Origin of the sequence: Pseudomonas sp. B23(2017) (assembly GCF_002113725.1) — a bacterium.
GTDB lineage: Bacteria > Pseudomonadota > Gammaproteobacteria > Pseudomonadales > Pseudomonadaceae > Aquipseudomonas > Aquipseudomonas putida_Z.
Genome location: NZ_NEJM01000002.1, coordinates 64,034 through 80,558, shown reverse-complemented (window position 1 = coordinate 80,558; position 16,525 = coordinate 64,034). Strand labels below are relative to the sequence as shown.

The 16,525-nt window shown below is 64.4% G+C and carries 15 protein-coding genes; 8 read left to right on the top strand and 7 right to left on the bottom strand.

Going from position 1 to position 16,525, the window contains the following annotated elements:
- Positions 1-84: 84 nt before the first annotated feature.
- The gene (locus CAG46_RS03665; protein WP_025340141.1) at positions 85-396 is read left to right on the top strand and encodes a DUF962 domain-containing protein; all 312 of its coding nucleotides are present in this window, start codon (positions 85-87) and stop codon (positions 394-396) included.
- 141 nt (positions 397-537) lie between these two features.
- On the opposite strand, the gene CAG46_RS03660 is transcribed toward CAG46_RS03665, so the two are convergent.
- Complete coding sequence (locus tag CAG46_RS03660; RefSeq protein WP_085618598.1) at positions 538-1,350, bottom strand: UDP-2,3-diacylglucosamine diphosphatase; 813 nt, start codon at positions 1,348-1,350, stop codon at positions 538-540.
- 131 nt (positions 1,351-1,481) lie between these two features.
- On the opposite strand from CAG46_RS03660, the gene CAG46_RS03655 reads away from it, so the two are divergent.
- Complete coding sequence (locus tag CAG46_RS03655) at positions 1,482-2,249, top strand: AraC family transcriptional regulator (protein ID WP_085618601.1); 768 nt, start codon at positions 1,482-1,484, stop codon at positions 2,247-2,249.
- 184 nt (positions 2,250-2,433) lie between these two features.
- Positions 2,434-3,324 (top strand): DMT family transporter, encoded by an 891-nt coding sequence (locus CAG46_RS03650; protein WP_025340144.1) that lies wholly within the window; start codon positions 2,434-2,436, stop codon positions 3,322-3,324.
- 1 nt (position 3,325) lies between these two features.
- Here the strand turns inward: CAG46_RS03650 and CAG46_RS03645 are convergent, their stop codons facing one another.
- Positions 3,326-3,607 carry a SelT/SelW/SelH family protein gene (locus CAG46_RS03645; RefSeq protein WP_025340145.1) on the bottom strand — a complete coding sequence of 94 codons (282 nt, stop codon included), beginning with the start codon at positions 3,605-3,607 and terminating at the stop codon, positions 3,326-3,328.
- Positions 3,608-3,674: 67 nt separating this feature from the next.
- Between CAG46_RS03645 and CAG46_RS03640 the strand changes: the two genes are divergently transcribed.
- Positions 3,675-5,861 (top strand): patatin-like phospholipase family protein, encoded by a 2,187-nt coding sequence (locus tag CAG46_RS03640; protein ID WP_085589119.1) that lies wholly within the window; start codon positions 3,675-3,677, stop codon positions 5,859-5,861.
- A gap of 160 nt (positions 5,862-6,021) precedes the next feature.
- On the opposite strand, the gene CAG46_RS03635 is transcribed toward CAG46_RS03640, so the two are convergent.
- Together CAG46_RS03635 and recQ are read right to left on the bottom strand one after the other, a co-directional pair.
- Positions 6,022-6,459: a MarR family transcriptional regulator gene (locus CAG46_RS03635; RefSeq protein WP_013973685.1), complete on the bottom strand. Its 438-nt coding sequence runs from the start codon at positions 6,457-6,459 to the stop codon at positions 6,022-6,024.
- Between the two features lie 150 nt (positions 6,460-6,609).
- Positions 6,610-8,757, bottom strand: a complete 2,148-nt coding sequence (recQ, locus tag CAG46_RS03630; protein ID WP_085589121.1) for a DNA helicase RecQ — start codon at positions 8,755-8,757, stop codon at positions 6,610-6,612.
- A 246-nt stretch (positions 8,758-9,003) separates the two neighbouring features.
- On the opposite strand from recQ, the gene CAG46_RS03620 reads away from it, so the two are divergent.
- The 3 genes from CAG46_RS03620 to CAG46_RS03610 all read left to right on the top strand — a co-directional run bounded on the left by CAG46_RS03620 (position 9,004) and on the right by CAG46_RS03610 (position 11,634).
- A complete protein-coding gene (locus tag CAG46_RS03620) occupies positions 9,004-9,591 on the top strand; it encodes a YecA family protein (protein ID WP_025340148.1) in 588 nt (195 codons plus the stop codon).
- A 7-nt stretch (positions 9,592-9,598) separates the two neighbouring features.
- Positions 9,599-9,964, top strand: a complete 366-nt coding sequence (locus CAG46_RS03615) for a YbaN family protein (RefSeq protein WP_025340149.1) — start codon at positions 9,599-9,601, stop codon at positions 9,962-9,964.
- Between the two features lie 311 nt (positions 9,965-10,275).
- Positions 10,276-11,634 carry a TolC family outer membrane protein gene (locus CAG46_RS03610; RefSeq protein ID WP_085618603.1) on the top strand — a complete coding sequence of 453 codons (1,359 nt, stop codon included), beginning with the start codon at positions 10,276-10,278 and terminating at the stop codon, positions 11,632-11,634.
- 128 nt (positions 11,635-11,762) lie between these two features.
- Here the strand turns inward: CAG46_RS03610 and CAG46_RS03605 are convergent, their stop codons facing one another.
- The 3 genes from CAG46_RS03605 to CAG46_RS03595 form a co-directional block, all read right to left on the bottom strand.
- Entirely contained in the window at positions 11,763-12,362 is a 600-nt protein-coding gene (locus tag CAG46_RS03605) for a tRNA-uridine aminocarboxypropyltransferase (RefSeq protein ID WP_085618605.1), read from the bottom strand.
- Positions 12,363-12,526: 164 nt separating this feature from the next.
- The gene (locus tag CAG46_RS03600) at positions 12,527-14,092 is read right to left on the bottom strand and encodes a PAS domain-containing methyl-accepting chemotaxis protein (RefSeq protein WP_025340152.1); all 1,566 of its coding nucleotides are present in this window, start codon (positions 14,090-14,092) and stop codon (positions 12,527-12,529) included.
- A 139-nt stretch (positions 14,093-14,231) separates the two neighbouring features.
- Entirely contained in the window at positions 14,232-15,125 is an 894-nt protein-coding gene (locus CAG46_RS03595) for a LysR family transcriptional regulator (RefSeq protein WP_025340153.1), read from the bottom strand.
- Between the two features lie 225 nt (positions 15,126-15,350).
- On the opposite strand from CAG46_RS03595, the gene speB reads away from it, so the two are divergent.
- Positions 15,351-16,301: an agmatinase gene (gene speB / locus CAG46_RS03590; RefSeq protein ID WP_025340154.1), complete on the top strand. Its 951-nt coding sequence runs from the start codon at positions 15,351-15,353 to the stop codon at positions 16,299-16,301.
- The last annotated feature ends 224 nt before the right edge of the window (positions 16,302-16,525 follow it).

Genomic DNA, 16,525 nt, shown 5'->3' with positions numbered 1-16,525 from the left:
GATAGGCTTCGCCAGTCACTCTAGACTCGATTCAGGCTCCACGCCGTGCATCTTGTCCAGAAGTATTAATCCCGGAGCACTGTCATGAACCGCACAGCGCAGTTTCGCAGTTTTGCCGAGTTCTACCCTTACTACCTGGGGGAGCACAGCAACCCCACCTGCCGCCGCCTGCACTTCGTCGGCACCAGCCTGGTGATAGCCCTGCTGGCCTATATCATCGGCAGTGGCAAATGGTTGTTGCTGCTGGCCTTGCCCGTGTTCGGCTACGGCTTTGCCTGGGTCGGGCATTTCTTTTTCGAAAAGAACCGGCCTGCGACCTTTACCCATCCGCTGTATAGCCTGATCGGGGATTTCGTGATGTTCAGGGATATCCTGCTGGGCAAGATCAGCCTGTAGATTTTTTGGGGCCGCTTTGCGGCCCATCGCGACACAAGGCCGCTCCTACAAGGTCCGCGTAAATTCCGAGCTTACGCGGTCGTTGTAGGAGCGGCCTTGTGTCGCGATGGGCTGCAAAGCAGCCCCCTTGGCCCTCAACCCCTACGCCGGTTCGCGCACCGCCGCCGCTGCCTGCGCTTCACGCGTCTGCGCCTCCGCCAGCCGATACAGCTCGATCGTGCCATCCCAATGCTCGATCAGCGCCGTGCACGACTCCACCCAATCCCCGCAATTGAGGTACTCCACCTCCCCCACCTGGCGAATCTCGGCATGGTGGATATGCCCACACACCACCCCATGAAAACCGCGGCGGGTGCACTCGTGGGCAATGGCATCCTCGAAGTCGCTGATGAAGTTCACCGCGCCTTTGACCTTGTGCTTCAGGTACGCCGAGAGTGACCAATAGCCGTATCCATAGCGGGCACGCCAGTGGTTGAGCCAGCGGTTGAGCACCAGGGTGAACTCGTAGGCACGGTCACCGAGGAACGCCAGCCAGCGGTGGTAACGGGTAATCACGTCGAACTGGTCGCCATGGATCACCAGCAGGCGGCGGCCATCGGCAGTCAGATGCTCGGCCTCGTCCACCAGCTGGATGTTGCCGAGCATCAGCTTGGAGTAACGGCGCAGGAATTCGTCATGGTTGCCGGTGACGTAGATCACCTCGGTGCCGCGCTTGCTCATGGTCAGCAGGCGGCGGATCACGTTGGTGTGGGCTTGAGGCCAGTAGATTCCGCCGCGCAGCTTCCAGCCATCGATGATATCGCCCACCAGGTAGATGCGGTCGACCTGGTAGCCCTTGAGGAACTGCGACAGGTGTTCGGCCTGGCAGTCGCGGGTGCCCAGATGCACATCGGAGATCCACAGGGTACGCACGCGTTGCTTGCGCGAGGGACGGGACAGTTCGGCATGGGTCATGGGCAGGCTCCGGCGCAGTTTGCTGGAGACTGGCAGGCGCGGATGACAGCGCAGTGGCAAAACCGTTACGAGTGATGGACTGCAGGGAATGAGGCACAATGCGGTTCTGCCCTGCGAGGACGACTCTCCCCATGACCGCCGGCCCGATCCTCTCGCTGCGCCATTACCGCGACAGCCTGATCGCCCACAGCCACGAACACCCGCAACTGGTGTTCGGCCTGCGCGGTCGCCTGGAGTTCGAGGTGCAGGGGCATGGCGCCGGGATCGATCGACAGGGGCTGATCGTGGTACCGGCGGGCGCCCATCACACCTGCACCAGCGATGGCGGCAGCGATTGCCTGGTGCTGGATGTACCAGGGGACCACTGGTTGCGCGAGCAACTGGGCGAACATGCCGATGCCAGCCGCCGCCTGCTCGACCGCCCCGCCGCCCTGGGCCTGGACGAGCGCCAGCAGCAATTGGTGGACTGGCTGGCGACCAGCCCCATGCACGACCCGCTGATTGCCCGGCAAGGGGCAGCGCTGCTGCTGGCCAGCCTCAACCCCACGGCAGCAGCCAGCGTCGCAGCCAGCCAGCGCCTGCCCTATGGCGCCTTCGATGCGCATATCGAGCGGCATGCCGCCTACCCGCTGCAAGTGGCTGACCTGGCGCGCATCGCCGGGTTGTCCAGTGCCCGCCTGCATGCGCGCTTTACCGCGGAATGCGGGATGACGCCGATGGACTACATTCGCCAGCGGCGCTTGCTCAAGGCGCGGCGGCTGGTGATGCAGACCTTGCTACCGATGGGGGAGATTGCGGCGCAGGTGGGGTACAGCTCGCAGAGTGCGTTTTCGGCGGCGATGTTGCGGGCGTTCGGGTGTACGCCGTTGGCTTTGCGGCGAGAGTCTGGCGACAATTGACGCCAGTCTTGCGACAGACCGCCTTTGCCTGTGCCTATACACTTTGCCTGTGCCGGCCCTTTCGCGGGTAAACCCGCTCCCACAGGTACTGCGCAGGCTTCAAAAGCGGTGCAGTAACTGTGGGAGCGGGTTTACCCGCGAAGAGGCCGGCACAGCCAGTAGAGATCTTGAGCAAGGACCACCCATGAACCACCGCACCGCCCTCGGCGCCCTGCACATCGGCGCGCTGTTCTTCGGCCTCACCGGCGTTTTCGGCAAACTGGCCGCCAGCGCCAGCCCGGCGATCATCGTCTTCGGCCGCGCCGCCTTCGCCGTGCTCGCCCTGGCCCTGTTCGCCAGCCTGGCCGGGCCGGGCTGGCAACGCCTGAGCGGCCAGGACGCCCGTCGCCTGCTGCTCGGCGGCGTGCTGCTGGCCGGGCACTGGGTCAGTTTCTTCATCGCGGTAAAGGTCGCCGGCGTGGCCATCGCCACCCTCGGCTTCGCCAGCTTCCCGGCCTTTACCGTGATCCTCGAAGGCCTGCTGTTCCGCGAACGCATCCGCCGCAACGAGGCTTTGCTGGTGTTGCTGGTCAGCATCGGCCTGGTACTGGTCACACCGGCATTCGACCTGGCCAGTGAAGCCACCGGCGGCCTGCTCTGGTCATTGCTGTCGGGGCTGCTGTTCTCCTTGCTGTCACTCACCAACCGCGCCGGCTCCGGCCGCCTGCCTGCAGTGCAGGCGGCGCTGTGGCAGAACCTGGTGGTGGGCTTGTGCCTGCTGCCGTTCGCGGCACCGGACCTGGCCGGCGTAGCCACCATGGACTGGCTGTGGATCGCCCTGCTCGGCATCTTCTGCACAGGCGTGGCGCACAGCCTGTTCGTCGCCAGCCTGTCGGTGATCAAGGCGCGCACCGCCGCCGTGGTATTCGGCATGGAACCGGTCTACGGCATTGCCGTGGCCTGGGTGGTGTTCGCCGAAACCCCGACCCTGCGCATGCTGCTGGGCGGCGCGCTGATCATCTTCGCCATCGTGCTGTCCAGCCGCCTGGCCGCCGAGCAACCGCCCAGGCAGCGGCCGCTGGCCGAGGGCGCCTGATTCAGCGGTCGTTGTGGCCCAGGTCGCGCTGCGGGTCGATCTGGTCGCGCACCCGCTGCTTCAGCACCTTGGCTTCGGGGAAGCCACCGTCGGCCTTGCGCTCCCAGATCTGCACGCCATTGCAGGTGATGCGGAAGATACCGCCGGTGCCAGGCTCCAGGGCCACCCGGCCAAGGTCGTCGGTGAAGGTGCTGAGCAGTTCCTGGGCCAGCCAGGCGGCACGCAGCAGCCATTGGCACTGGGTGCAATACGTGATGACGATTTCCGGTTTGCTGTCGGCCATGGTGAGGCATCTCCAGGTGAGGGGCCGCTTATACTAGCGGTCTTTAGCCCACGGTTTGAGACTCACGATGCGCCGTTTGCTGTTCTGTTTCCTGCTCACCCTCACCTCCCTCACGGTATTTGCCGCCGAACCGGCCAGGCCCAAGGTTGGCCTGGTGCTGTCGGGGGGCGCGGCCCGTGGCCTGGCCCACATCGGTGTGCTCAAGGCCCTGGAGGAACAGGGCGTGCGCATCGACGCCATCGCCGGCACCAGCATGGGCGCGGTGGTCGGCGGCTTGTATGCCTCGGGCTACAGTGTCGAAGAGCTGGAAAAACTTGCCACCACCCTCGACTGGCAACAGGCGCTGTCCGATGCCCCGCCGCGCAAGGATGTGCCGTTCCGGCGCAAGCAGGATGACCGCGACTTCCTGGTCAAGCAGAAGCTCAGCTTTCGCGACGACGGCAGCCTGGGCCTGCCGCTGGGGGTGATCCAGGGCCAGAACCTGGCGCTGCTGCTGGAAAGCAAGCTGGCGCATACCGCCGACACCCGTGACTTCGACAAGCTGCCCATTCCCTTCCGCGCAGTGGCCACCGACATCGCCAGTGGCGAAAAGGTGGTGTTCCGCCGCGGCCACCTGCCCCAGGTGATCCGCGCCAGCATGTCGATCCCGGCGGTGTTCGCCCCAGTCGAGCTGGACGGCCGGCTGCTGGTGGACGGCGGCATGGTCGACAACATCCCGGTGGACGTCGCCCGCGAAATGGGTGTGGACCTGGCCATCGTGGTCGACATCGGCACCCCGCTGCGTGACCGCAAGCAGCTGGCCACGGTGGTCGATGTGCTCAACCAGTCGATCACCCTGATGACCCGGCGCAACTCGGAAGAACAACTGGCCAGCCTGCACCGCGACGACATCCTCATCCAGCCACCGCTGACCGCCTTTGGCGTCACCGATTTTGGCCGCGCCCGGGAAATGATCGAGGCCGGCTACCGCGCCACCCGCCTGCTCGACCCGCGCCTTGCCGCCCTGCGCCAGCCCGAAGGTGACAGCAGCCTGGCCGTGGCCCGCTCGCCGCGCCAACGCACGCCGACGATCACCGCGATCAGGATCGAAAACGACTCCAAGGTCAGCGACGAGGTCATCCGCTCGTACATCCGCCAACCGATCGATGCGCCGCTGGAGCTAGGCCGCCTGCAGACCGACATGGGCACGCTGTACGGCCTGGACTACTTCGACCGGGTGCAGTACCGCGTGGTGCACAAGGGCGACGACAACACCCTGGTGATCAACGCCCGCGGCCGACGCGGTGGCACCGACTACCTGCGCCTGGGCCTGAACCTGTCGGACGACCTGCGCGGCGACAGCGCCTTCAACCTGGGCGCCAGCTACCGGGTCAACGGCATCAACAGCCTCGGCGCCGAATGGTTGACCCGTGGCCAGATCGGCGACCAGCAGGAGTTGTACAGCGAGTTCTATCAGCCGCTGGACGTGGGCTCGCGCTATTTCATCGCGCCGTACCTGGACTTCAGCTCGCAGAACATCGAAGCCACCCTGGACAACGACCCGGTGGCCGAGTACCGCCTGGAGCGTTACGGCTTTGGCCTTAACGTGGGGCGGCAGATCGGCACCAACGGCGAAGTGCGCCTGGGCGTGGGCAAGGCCTGGGGCGAGGCCGAGGTACGCATCGGCGACCAGGACCTGCCCAAGGTCAGTTTCAACGAAGGTTTCTACGAGCTGAAGTACTCGTTCGACACCCTCGACAACCTGTACTTCCCGCACAGCGGCGAGGATATCGGCCTGACCTTGCGCAAGTATGACCAGTCGCTGGATTCCGACCAGGATTACCGGCAGTGGATGTTCAACCTGGACAAGGCCCTCAGCAGCGGGCCGAACACCTTCGTGCTGGGCGGGCGCTACGGGCGCACGCTGGATGATACCGAAGTGGTGACCTCGAGCTTCGTGCTGGGTGGCGCGCGGGAGCTGTCAGGCTTCCGCCAGGACTCGGTGTCGGGGCAGAACGTGAGCCTGATGCGCATGGTCTACTACCGCCGCCTGACACCACGGGCGTACGTGCCGCTGGACTTCCCGCTGTACATCGGCGGGTCGCTGGAGCGAGGGCGGGCGTGGAACAACGACAACGATTTCGACAGTGGCTACATCAATGCGGCGAGCATCTTCCTGGGGCTGGAGACGCCGCTGGGGCCGTTGAACCTGAGCTACGGGGCCAACAGTGCGCATGAGCAGGCGGTGTACCTGAACCTTGGGCATACCTTCTAGGGCTTCATCACTTTCAGGGCCGGTGAGATCCCTGTGGGAGCGGGTTCACCCGCGAAGCAGGCGACGCGGTGCATGGCACCGGCTGCGCCGGTGTTCGCGGCTAAAGCCGCTCCCACAGGGACAGCGCCAACTTGAAGGCCGCAAAGCGGCCCCAGGCCCCTCAGGATTTCTCCAGGTTGGCCAGGATCTTGGCATGCACCCGCATGCACACCTGCAGCTCCGCCTCGTCCACCCCGGTGAACAGCTCTACCCGCAATTGATTGGCAATGGTCTCGATCTGGTCGATCAGTGGCTTGGCCGGCGGGCACAGCACAATCTTCTTCGCCCGCCGGTCTTCCAGCACCGCCTGCCGGCGTACCAGCCCCTGCGCCTCCAGGCTGTCGAGCAGGCGCGCCAAGGTCGGGCCTTCGACACCCACGCTCTGGGCCAGCTCACGCTGGGTCGGGGCCTCTTCGAAACGGGCCAGGTGCAGCAACACCAGCCAACGCGCCTGGGACAGGTTGAGCCCGGCCAGGCGGCGGTCCAGCTCGGCACGCCAACCCCGGGACATCTGGGCCAGCTGCATGCCGAAGCGGTGTTGGTTGTCGGTCAGGGGCATAAGCAACTCATTGAACAGATCTAATTATTAGGCAGCTAACCATGGCCCGTCCCACGAGGCAAGGCTCGGGCACCCTGGAATGTTCGATAATCGTCAAAAAACATGACAAAGGTCAGCAGATGGCAGTTCTGCCTTCGATCCTGTCGTCACTTACAGCTCGAACTCGGCCGCCAGCGCAGCCCGCACGCAGTACAGCACGCCCTCCGGCACCCGCGCCCCGAACAGCGGCGCAATCGCCGATACCGGTGGCAGCTCGCCCTCGCCATCGAGGAAGGCATCCTGCACTTCCATCAACAGGTCTTCCGGCAGGTCCAGGGCCTGTTCCAGGCTCAGTTCCTGGCGGCCCAGCGCCTCGGCCAGCAGGCTGTAGACGTTCTTCTCGCTGCAGTTGAGCTGCCCGGCGATCTGCGCCGGGGTCATGCCGGCACGGGCCAGGCTGACCAGTTCGTGGCGCAGGTCGAGTACCACTTTCGGCGCTTCGTCGGTGCCACCGCTGTTGTTCAGCACCTCGAGGAAGGCCTGGCCATAACGCTCCAGCTTGCGCGCGCCCACGCCGCTGACCTGGGCCATGTCGCTGAGGCTGACCGGCTGGCTGCGCAGCATCTCCAGCAGCGTCGAGTCGGGGAAGATGACGTAGGGCGGCACGCTGTGCTCCTCGGCCAGCTTGCGCCGCAGGGTACGCAGTGCTTCCCACAGTTCGCGCTCTTCGGCACGCACCAGCTGGCTGGCCGGGCTGCCGCCACTGGACGACGAAGTTCTGGCGGTGGTCTGCGGCTTGAGGTCACGGCGCAGCTGCAAGGTCACTTCGCCACGCAGCAGCGGCCGGCAGCTGTCGGACAGGCGCAGGCCGCCGTAGCCTTCCAGATCGATGTCGACCAGGCCGCGCGCCACCAGCTGACGGAACAGCGAACGCCACTCGACTTCGGCCAGCCCCTTGCCGACGCCAAACACCGAGAGCTTCTCGTGGCCGAAATTGCGCACCTTCTCGGTGTCCTTGCCCAGCAGCACATCGACCAGGTGACCGACGCCATAGCGCTGGCCGGTGCGGAACACCGCCGACAGCGCCTGGCGGGCCGGCTCGGTGGCGTCCCAGGTCTGCACCTGGTCGACACAGTTGTCACAGTGCCCGCACGGTTGCTCGAGGGTTTCGTCGAAATAGGCCAGCAGCGACTGGCGGCGGCAGCGGGTTTCTTCGCACAGGGCCAGCATGGCGTCGAGCTTGTGCTGCTCGATGCGCTTGTGGCGCTCGTCACCTTCGGAGTTCTGCAGCATCTGCTTGAGCATCACCATGTCCTGCAGCCCGTAGGCCATCCAGGCATCGGACGGCAGCCCGTCACGGCCGGCACGGCCGGTCTCCTGGTAGTACGCCTCGAGCGACTTGGGCAGGTCAAGGTGGGCGACAAAGCGCACGTTGGGCTTGTCGATACCCATGCCGAAGGCGATGGTGGCGACCATGATAAGGCCTTCCTCGTTGAGGAAGCGGTGCTGGTTGGCTGCACGCGTCTCGGCAGCCAGGCCGGCGTGATACGGCAGCGCGGGGAAGCCCTGGTCACAGAGGAATGCGGCGGTTTCGTCGACTTTCTTGCGCGACAGGCAATAGACGATACCGGCGTTGCCGCGGCGCTCGCCGAGGAACGCCATCAGCTGCTTGCGCGGCGCCTCCTTGGGCACGATGCGGTAGAAGATGTTGGGCCGGTCGAAACTCGACAGGAAGCGCTCGGCGCCTTGCAGGTGCAGGCGCTGGACGATCTCCTCGCGGGTGCGCATGTCGGCGGTGGCGGTCAGCGCGATGCGCGGCACATGCGGGAACAGCTCGGCCAGCTGGCCCAGTTGCAGGTATTCGGGGCGGAAATCGTGGCCCCATTGCGACACGCAGTGGGCCTCGTCGATGGCGAACAGCGAGATATCCAGGTCGCGCAGGAAGTCGAGCATGCGCGGCTGCACCAGGCGCTCGGGCGCCAGGTACAGCATCTTCACTTCGCCACGGCGCAGGCGCCCGGCCAGGTCACGCTGCTGCTCCGGGGTCAGCGTGGAGTTCAGCGCAGCGGCCGGCACACCCAGTTCATCGAGCGTGGCGACCTGGTCGTCCATCAGCGCGATCAGAGGCGAGACCACCACCGTCAGGCCCGGGCGCAGCAGCCCCGGCACCTGGAAACACAACGACTTGCCGCCGCCGGTGGGCATCAGCACCAGGGCATCGCCGCCATTGGCCACGCAGTCGATGATCGCTGCCTGGCGCCCGCGGAAACTGTCGTAGCCGAAGACGTCCTTGAGAACGCGCTGAGCCTGTTCGAGCATGTGCAACTCCACAAATCGCCGTACCATCCCGGATACAGGCTGGACGAAAAACCCGCCCCGCACACGCCAAATGCGTAAGCGGTTTTTGCCAGGTAGCCGGCAAACCCTGCCCCTGGATGAAAAATCGCGGAGTATACCGCAGCACCGCCCCGCGCAGGGCACCACGGCGATAGACGTTCCCTTTACCCCGCCGCCGTCGCAAGGTGCTAGAATTCGTTATCGTTTATTCCCCAAGGTAGCCCTGTAATGTCCTTCGCCGAGCAACTGACCCGCCTGCAAGCCTTCCTCGACGCCGACGAGCTGCACGAGGAAGCGCTGGACTATGTCGCCGCCCACGGCTACCTCACCGCCCTCTCGATCAATGCCGAGGAAGTGCCCGAGCGCGAGTGGATCGACGCTCTGTTCGCTGAAGAGCCGCACTACGCCAGCGATGCTCAGCGCACCGAGATCGAGGCCACCCTGGTGGCACTGAAAGCGCACATCGCCCGCCAGCTGGCCAGCGACGACGAGTTCGAGCTGCCATGCGACCTCGACCTGACCGACGAGCCGGACGATTCCGACCTGCGCGGCTGGTGCATCGGCTTCATGGAAGGCGTATTCCTGCGTGAAGAGGCCTGGTTCGAGAACGCCGAGGAAGAAGTCAGCGAGATGCTGCTGCCGATCATGGTCGGCTCGGGCCTGTTCGACGAGCAGCCGGAGTTCGCCGACATCGCCAGCAACGCCAACCTGCAGGACGACATGATCGTACAGATCCCCGAAGCGCTGACGGCGCTGTTCCTGCTGCTGCATGCCCCAGACGAAAAACCGGCGCTGCTCAAGCCACGCCACCACTAAGTCGCCTGTGCGCTACCTGCTGCTGGCCACCGGCTGGCTCAGCGTCGCGTTGGGGGTGTTGGGGATATTCCTGCCGGTATTGCCCACCACCCCGTTCCTGCTATTGGCGGCCGCCTGCTTTGCCCGCAGCTCGCCGCGCTTTCACCACTGGCTGGTCCATCACCCCAAGCTCGGGCCATGGATCCGTGACTACCTCAGTGGTGAAGGCATCCCCCTCAAGGGCAAGGTCTACGCCATCGGCCTGATGTGGGCCAGCATCGGCCTGTCGTGCTATCTGGTGCCCCTGTTCTGGGCGCGCACCTTCATGTTGACCAGCGCCGTACTGGTAAGCCTGTACATCCTCAGCCAGAAAACTTTGCACAAGCCAAAGTGACAATATTCTGTCGCCAAATATCAATTTCGCCTAACGATTATTCTCCTTATCCGAAATGATTCTGGAACTCTGCTAAACCCCCGTATTAATTGGCTTTCATGGACTTTTCCGCTGCCATTCCCTGGGTCCTTCTGCGAGCCTATTAGACAATTTATATATTATATGGCAATTTGATATGAAGAAATCTTCTTATCTATCGCGTTGAATGTACTTAGCTGTGTTATTAAAAACCTGCAACACTATATGCATTAACTTTATCGTCATTTTTTTGGCGAGCAGCAGGATAAATTCCAGAATCAGGGAGATGTAGCATGCGCGTTTTGAACCCCATCACCAGTGCATTACTGTTGGCCCTGGCGAGTGCCAACGTACAGGCGATGTCGATCACCGAGGCTGTCCAGAGCGCCGTGGACTACCACCCGCAGGTCAGCTCCAACCGCAACAGCAAGCTGTCGGCCGATGAAGATGTGAAGTTCGCGCGTGGTGGCTACTACCCTTCCGTGGATCTGGTCGCCGGCTATGGCCGCCAGCGTTCGGACAACACCACGACGCGTGCCGAGGGCAACCACAACAAGGAAACCCTCAACTACACCCAGTCCGAACTGCGCCTGCGGCAGATGATCTTCGACGGCTTCAACACCTCGAATGAAGTGGGCCGCACCGAAGCAGTCTCCACCTCCCGCGCCTACTACACCCAGGCCGTTGCCCAGGATGTCGCCCTGCGTGCAGTCGAGGTGTACCTGGAAGTGCTCAAGCGCCGTGAACTGGTGACCCTGGCCAGGAACAACCTGCAAGCCCACCTGCGAGTCAACGACCAGATCGGCCTGCGCAACGAGCGCGGCGTCGGCAGCACCGCCGACCTTGACCAGTCCCGCGCACGTCGCGCCCTGGCGGAAAACAACCTGGATACCGCCGAAGTCGACCTGGCCGATGCCGAGGCCAACTTCTTCAGCGTCGTCGGCCGCATGCCGGACGAGCTGGAAAGCCCGCAGACCATCAAGGGCGAGGTGCCTGGCACCCTCGACGAAGCCCGCGACGGCATGCGCCAGAACAACCCGTACATCAAGTCTGCCCAGGCTGACGTGAATGCTGCCGAGCAGCAATACGAAGTGGCCAAGTCGACCTTCTACCCTCGCTTCGACGCCATTCTGGCTACCGGTGCCAACAACAACACCGGCGGCGAGAAAGGCCACAACAACAACGACTGGCAAGCTGGCGTGGAGATGAACTACAACCTGTTCCGCGGTGGCAGCGACAAGGCTCGCCTGCAGTCCGACGCGCACAAGATCAACCAGGCCCTGGACATCCGCAACAACGCCCTGCGTGAGCTGACCGAAAACCTGAGCCTGGCGTGGAACGCCATGAACAACGCCAGCAAGCAGCTGCCGACCGCGCGTGAATACGCCGAGACCACCAAGCGCGTACGTGCTGCCTACCAGGACCAGTTCGGCCTGGGCCAACGTACCCTGCTCGACGTGCTCGACAGTGAAAACGAGCTGTACAACGCCGACCGCCGCTACACCGAGGTGCGCTATACCGAGGAGTTCTCGCGCTACCGCGTGCTGGCGACCATGGGCGAGCTGCTGAGCAAGCAGCGTATTTCGCTGCCGCCGGAAGCGCTGGCTACCACTGAAGTACGCACCGAGGCGCGTTTGCCTGATATGCGTTGATCGGGTTCGAGATAGCCGGGGCCGCTTTGCGGCCCATTCGCAGCACAAGGCTGCTCCTACAGGAAAGCGCGCAACATCTGTAGGAGCAGCCTTGTGCTGCGAATGGGCTGCAAAGCAGCCCCCTGCCCTCACTCGCTACCATGGTTACGCTGGAACGTCTCCAAACCCATGGCCCTGATCTGCCCCTCGATCAACGCCTCGAACGGTGCCAGCAGCGCATCGAAACAGGCAGGCTGCTCCAACGCGTTCAGCGCTCCCACCACCGCCTCGATAGTCGATAACGCCCCCGCCTCCGGCGCCTTGCGCAAGCGGTAGCGTGAAGGCGCGACAGCGCCCAGCGTCACCCGCGGCAACGCTTCCAGCAACGGGTTCAGGTACAACAGCTTGCGCGCCTTGCGCCAGGTGCCGTCGGGCACGATCAACAGCAAGGGTTGGTCGTCCGTCTCGCCATAGGCCACCAATTCCTGGGCGTCGTCACCCGGGAACAGCAGGGCTGGCCGGTAACCGGGGGTCGCCAGCAATTCATTCAGGTCATCGAATACCTCGCCTACCCGCAACTCGGCATTGTTCAGGCCAAGGGCGGCCAGGCGTGCGGTATTCAGGGCATGGGTGGTTTCACTGGGGTGCTGCAGCAGGATGACGCGGGTGCGGCTGTCGAGTGCGGGGATCAGTGGGCAGAGGCAATGGTCGAGCGGGCGCTGGCAGCGCTCGCAGCGGGGTCTGGGCATGGGGTTCTCCTTGGCGGAAACAGTTTGCCACAGAACCGGGGCCCGCTTTGCGGGCCATTCGCCGGCAAGCCAGCTCCCACAGGTATTGCACAAGGCCCAGGCCTGTGGTGATCCTGTGGGAGCTGGCTTGCCGGCGAAAGGGCCGCAAGGCGGCCCCGGCAATCTCAACGATTGAACCGCTCCGCCAGGCTATGCAGGTACTCCGCCATGCGCTCCAGGTCCTGGCTGATTTCCGCGCCCTGCCTGGCCTGCCCGGCACTCTGGTCGCACAGGTGGGCTATGCGCACGATCTGCTGGTTGATGTCCTCGGCCACATGGCTCTGCTGCTCCGACGCCGTCGCCATCTGCTGGCTCATGCCGGTGATGCGGCTGACCGCCTGGGCAATCCCGCTCAACGCTGCCTGCACCGCCTCGACACTGTGCACGCTGTCCCGCGAGATCTGTTCGCCGCGGCTGGCGGTGCTCACCGCGCGCTCTGCCCCGGCGCGCAACGAGGCGATGATCTGGTGGATCTCCTCGGTCGAGGCACGGGTGCGCTGGGCCAGCGATCGCACCTCATCCGCCACCACGGCAAACCCGCGCCCCTGTTCGCCGGCGCGCGCCGCCTCGATGGCCGCGTTGAGCGCCAGCAGGTTGGTCTGTTCGGCGATCGAAGTAATCACATCGACCACGCTGCCGATCGACTGGGTCTGCTCGGCCAGGGCATTGACGGCCTGGCCGATGTCGTTGACCGCATTGCTCATGCTGCCCATGGCTTGCAGGCTCTGCATCGCAAGCTCGCTGCCCTGCTGCGCCAGCTGGTCGGCATCGCCCGCTGCGTGCGCCGTGCTCTGCACGTTATGGGTAACCTGCTGAATGGTCGCCGCCATCTGCGCGATGGCGGCGGCGGACTGGTCGGTCTCGCTGCGCTGGCGGTCGAGCATCTGTGCCTGGGCATCGGACAAGTCGGACGACTGCGCCGCCCGCGACTTCACCCCGACCCCGGCATCCACCAGGCGGGTCAAGGCCGTTTGCAGGCGTGCTTCCTCGCTGATGATGGCAAGATCCAGCTGGCCTTGCAGGCCTGGGTTGTCACTGTAGGTCAGTGCCACCAGCGGGCTGGTGAAGGCCTTGGGGTGCTCGGCCAGCGTGCGGCGGATGGCCTGGTTCTGCCGGTGCTCGACCAGATACCAGGCCAGAAGCAGGCTGGCCATCAGCACCCCGAGCGCCGCGTAGGGCGGTAGCCACAGGTAGCCCGCCGCCGACAGCAGGCCCGCACCGATCAATGGCCAACCGTGACCCAGGCCATACCCCAGACGGGCCGCCCACGGCACCGGCGCGCGGCCAGCCCGCAAGCGCGCGTACAACGCCTCGGCGCGGCGGATCTGCTCACGGGTGGGCACCGAGCGCACCGACTCGTAGCCACTGATGCGGCCCTGCTCGTAGACGGCCGTGACATAGGCGCTGACCCAGTAGTAATCACCGTTCTTCGCCCGGTTCTTGACTACGCCCATCCACGGTTTGCCTTGTTTGATGGTTTCCCACATGTGGCCGAACACGGCCGGAGGCATGTCCGGATGGCGCACCAGGTTGTGGGGTTGGCCGACCAGCTCGTCGTAGGTGAACCCGCTGATCGCCACGAAAGCGTCGTTGCAGTAGGTGATGCGGCTGTTGAGGTCAGTGGTGGAAATCAGGCGCTGATCGTTGGGAAAGGTTCTTTCGTGCTCAGTGACGGGCAAATTCATGCGCATCTTGGGCAATCCTTGCAGGATTAAAGGGAGGAAGTCAGCAGCACACACTGATTTGATATATAGCAGGGCGCCATTATGTTGTCGGTCAGCGGCACCAACAATTTAACGGGGGCCGACGAAATACAGCATGTGCCGGACTTCAACCCACGTTGAGCTGGCTTTTCAGCAGGTCGCGGAAAGTCTGGATCAACGGTTCGCGGCTGCGCCCGCGGCGAATGATCAGCGAGAACGGTGCCTGGTAGCCAAAGGTGGACGGCGACAGCACGCGCAAGTCGCCCTTGTCGACCCAGGCCTGGGCATAGTGCTCGGGCAGGTAGCCGATATAGGCCCCGGAGAGAATCAGGATCAACTGCGCCTCCATGCTCTCCACCGTCGCCGCGCTGTGCTTGAAGCCATGCCGGGCCAGTTCGGCCTGGCTCCAGTAGCCACGCCCGACCATGCGCTGCTGGGTCACCACCTGCTCGGGGATACGCCGTTCGGCATACAATGGGTGGCGGCTGCTGCAGTACAGCCAGTGCTGCTCACGGTACAGCGGCTGGTAGAGCAGCCCGCTCATGCGCGAGGAAAACGCCCCGATCGCCAGGTCCAGGCGGTTGTCCTGCACGCCCAGTTGCAGCTCGTAAGGGCTGGACACCGACAGGTGCAGGTGCACCGCCGGGTGTTCCTGGCTGTAGGCGCCGATGGCTTCGGCCAGCGGCAAGGCCTGGTCACCGACCGTGGAGTCGATCACCCCCAGGTTGAGGGTGCCGCGCAACTCACCCTTGAGGGCGGCGGCGTACTGTTCGAAACCGTCCAGCTCGGCCAGCAGGCGCAGGGTTTCCTGGTGAAACAGCTCGCCCTTGCTGGTCAGGCTGAAGCCGCCACGGCCGCGGTGGCACAGTACGATCCCCAGGGCACCTTCCAGCTGGCTCATGTAGGTGCTGATGGCCGAAGTCGACAGGTTCAGCTCGCGCTGGGCATTGGCAAAGCCCTGGTGGCGCACCACGCTGACGAAGATGCGCAGCAGTTTCAGGTCGGGCAAGGTCGAGGCCATGGTGCAACGGTTCCGCAAGGGTGTTTGCGCGCAGTCTAACCGCTCTGCCGGCCTTTAGTTCAGAAATTCCTGAACTAAGTATTTGCCGGTAGCGATTTTTCCCCGGCACTACCTTCAGCAGACTTGGCCGAAATGTCCCTGCCCGCCGGCAAGACCACACCTGGAAGGCGCGCGGCGGCACAGGTTCGAACAAACAGAACAATCGACCGACTGATGAGGCCCACCGTGGACAAGATCCTCCACCAACCACTGGGCGGCAACGAAATGCCGCGTTTCGGCGGCATCGCCACCATGCTCCGTCTCCCCCACCTGCAAAGTGCCCAAGGCCTGGACGCCGCCTTCATCGGCGTGCCACTGGACATCGGTACCTCGCTGCGCTCCGGCACCCGCTTCGGCCCGCGGCAGATCCGCGCCGAATCGGTGATGATCCGCCCGTACAACATGGCCACCGGGGCTGCACCGTTCGACTCGCTGTCGGTGGCCGACATCGGTGACGTGGCGATCAACACCTTCAACCTGCTGGACGCCGTGCGCATCATCGAAGAAGCGTATGACGAGGTCCTCGAGCACAACATCATTCCGCTGACCCTGGGTGGCGACCACACCATCACCCTGCCGATCCTGCGGGCGCTGCACAAGAAGCACGGCAAGATCGGCCTGGTGCACATCGATGCCCATGCCGACGTCAACGACCACATGTTCGGCGAGAAGATCGCCCACGGCACCACCTTCCGCCGCGCCGTGGAAGAAGGCCTGCTCGATTGCGAGCGCGTGGTGCAGATCGGCCTGCGCGCCCAGGGCTACACCGCCGATGACTTCAACTGGAGCCGCCGTCAGGGCTTCCGTGTGGTCCAGGCCGAAGAGTGCTGGCACAAGTCGCTGGAACCGCTGATGGCCGAGGTGCGCGAAAAGGTCGGCGGTGGCCCGGTGTACCTGTCGTTCGACATCGATGGCATCGACCCGGCCTGGGCGCCTGGTACCGGCACCCCGGAAATCGGCGGCTTGACCACCATCCAGGCGATGGAGATCATTCGCGGCTGCCACGGCCTGGACCTGATCGGCTGTGACCTTGTCGAAGTCTCCCCGCCTTACGACACCACCGGCAACACCTCGCTGCTCGGTGCCAACCTGCTGTTCGAGATGCTCTGCGTGCTACCGGGCGTTGTCCGCCGGTAAACGACGGCCCTTTGTAGGAGCGGCCTTGTGTCGCGACCGGGCCGCAAGGCGGCCCCCGGACTGTGGCGGTGTCGCATAGCCTGCCGGGGCCGCTCTGCGGCCCGATCGCGACACAAGGCCGCTCCTACAGAAAGCGCCCGCAGTACTTGCTACACCCCGGCAGGAGCCATATGGGAGGGCCATTGAGGCCCGCCAACAACACGACAAGACCGCCGGGCGCCGTG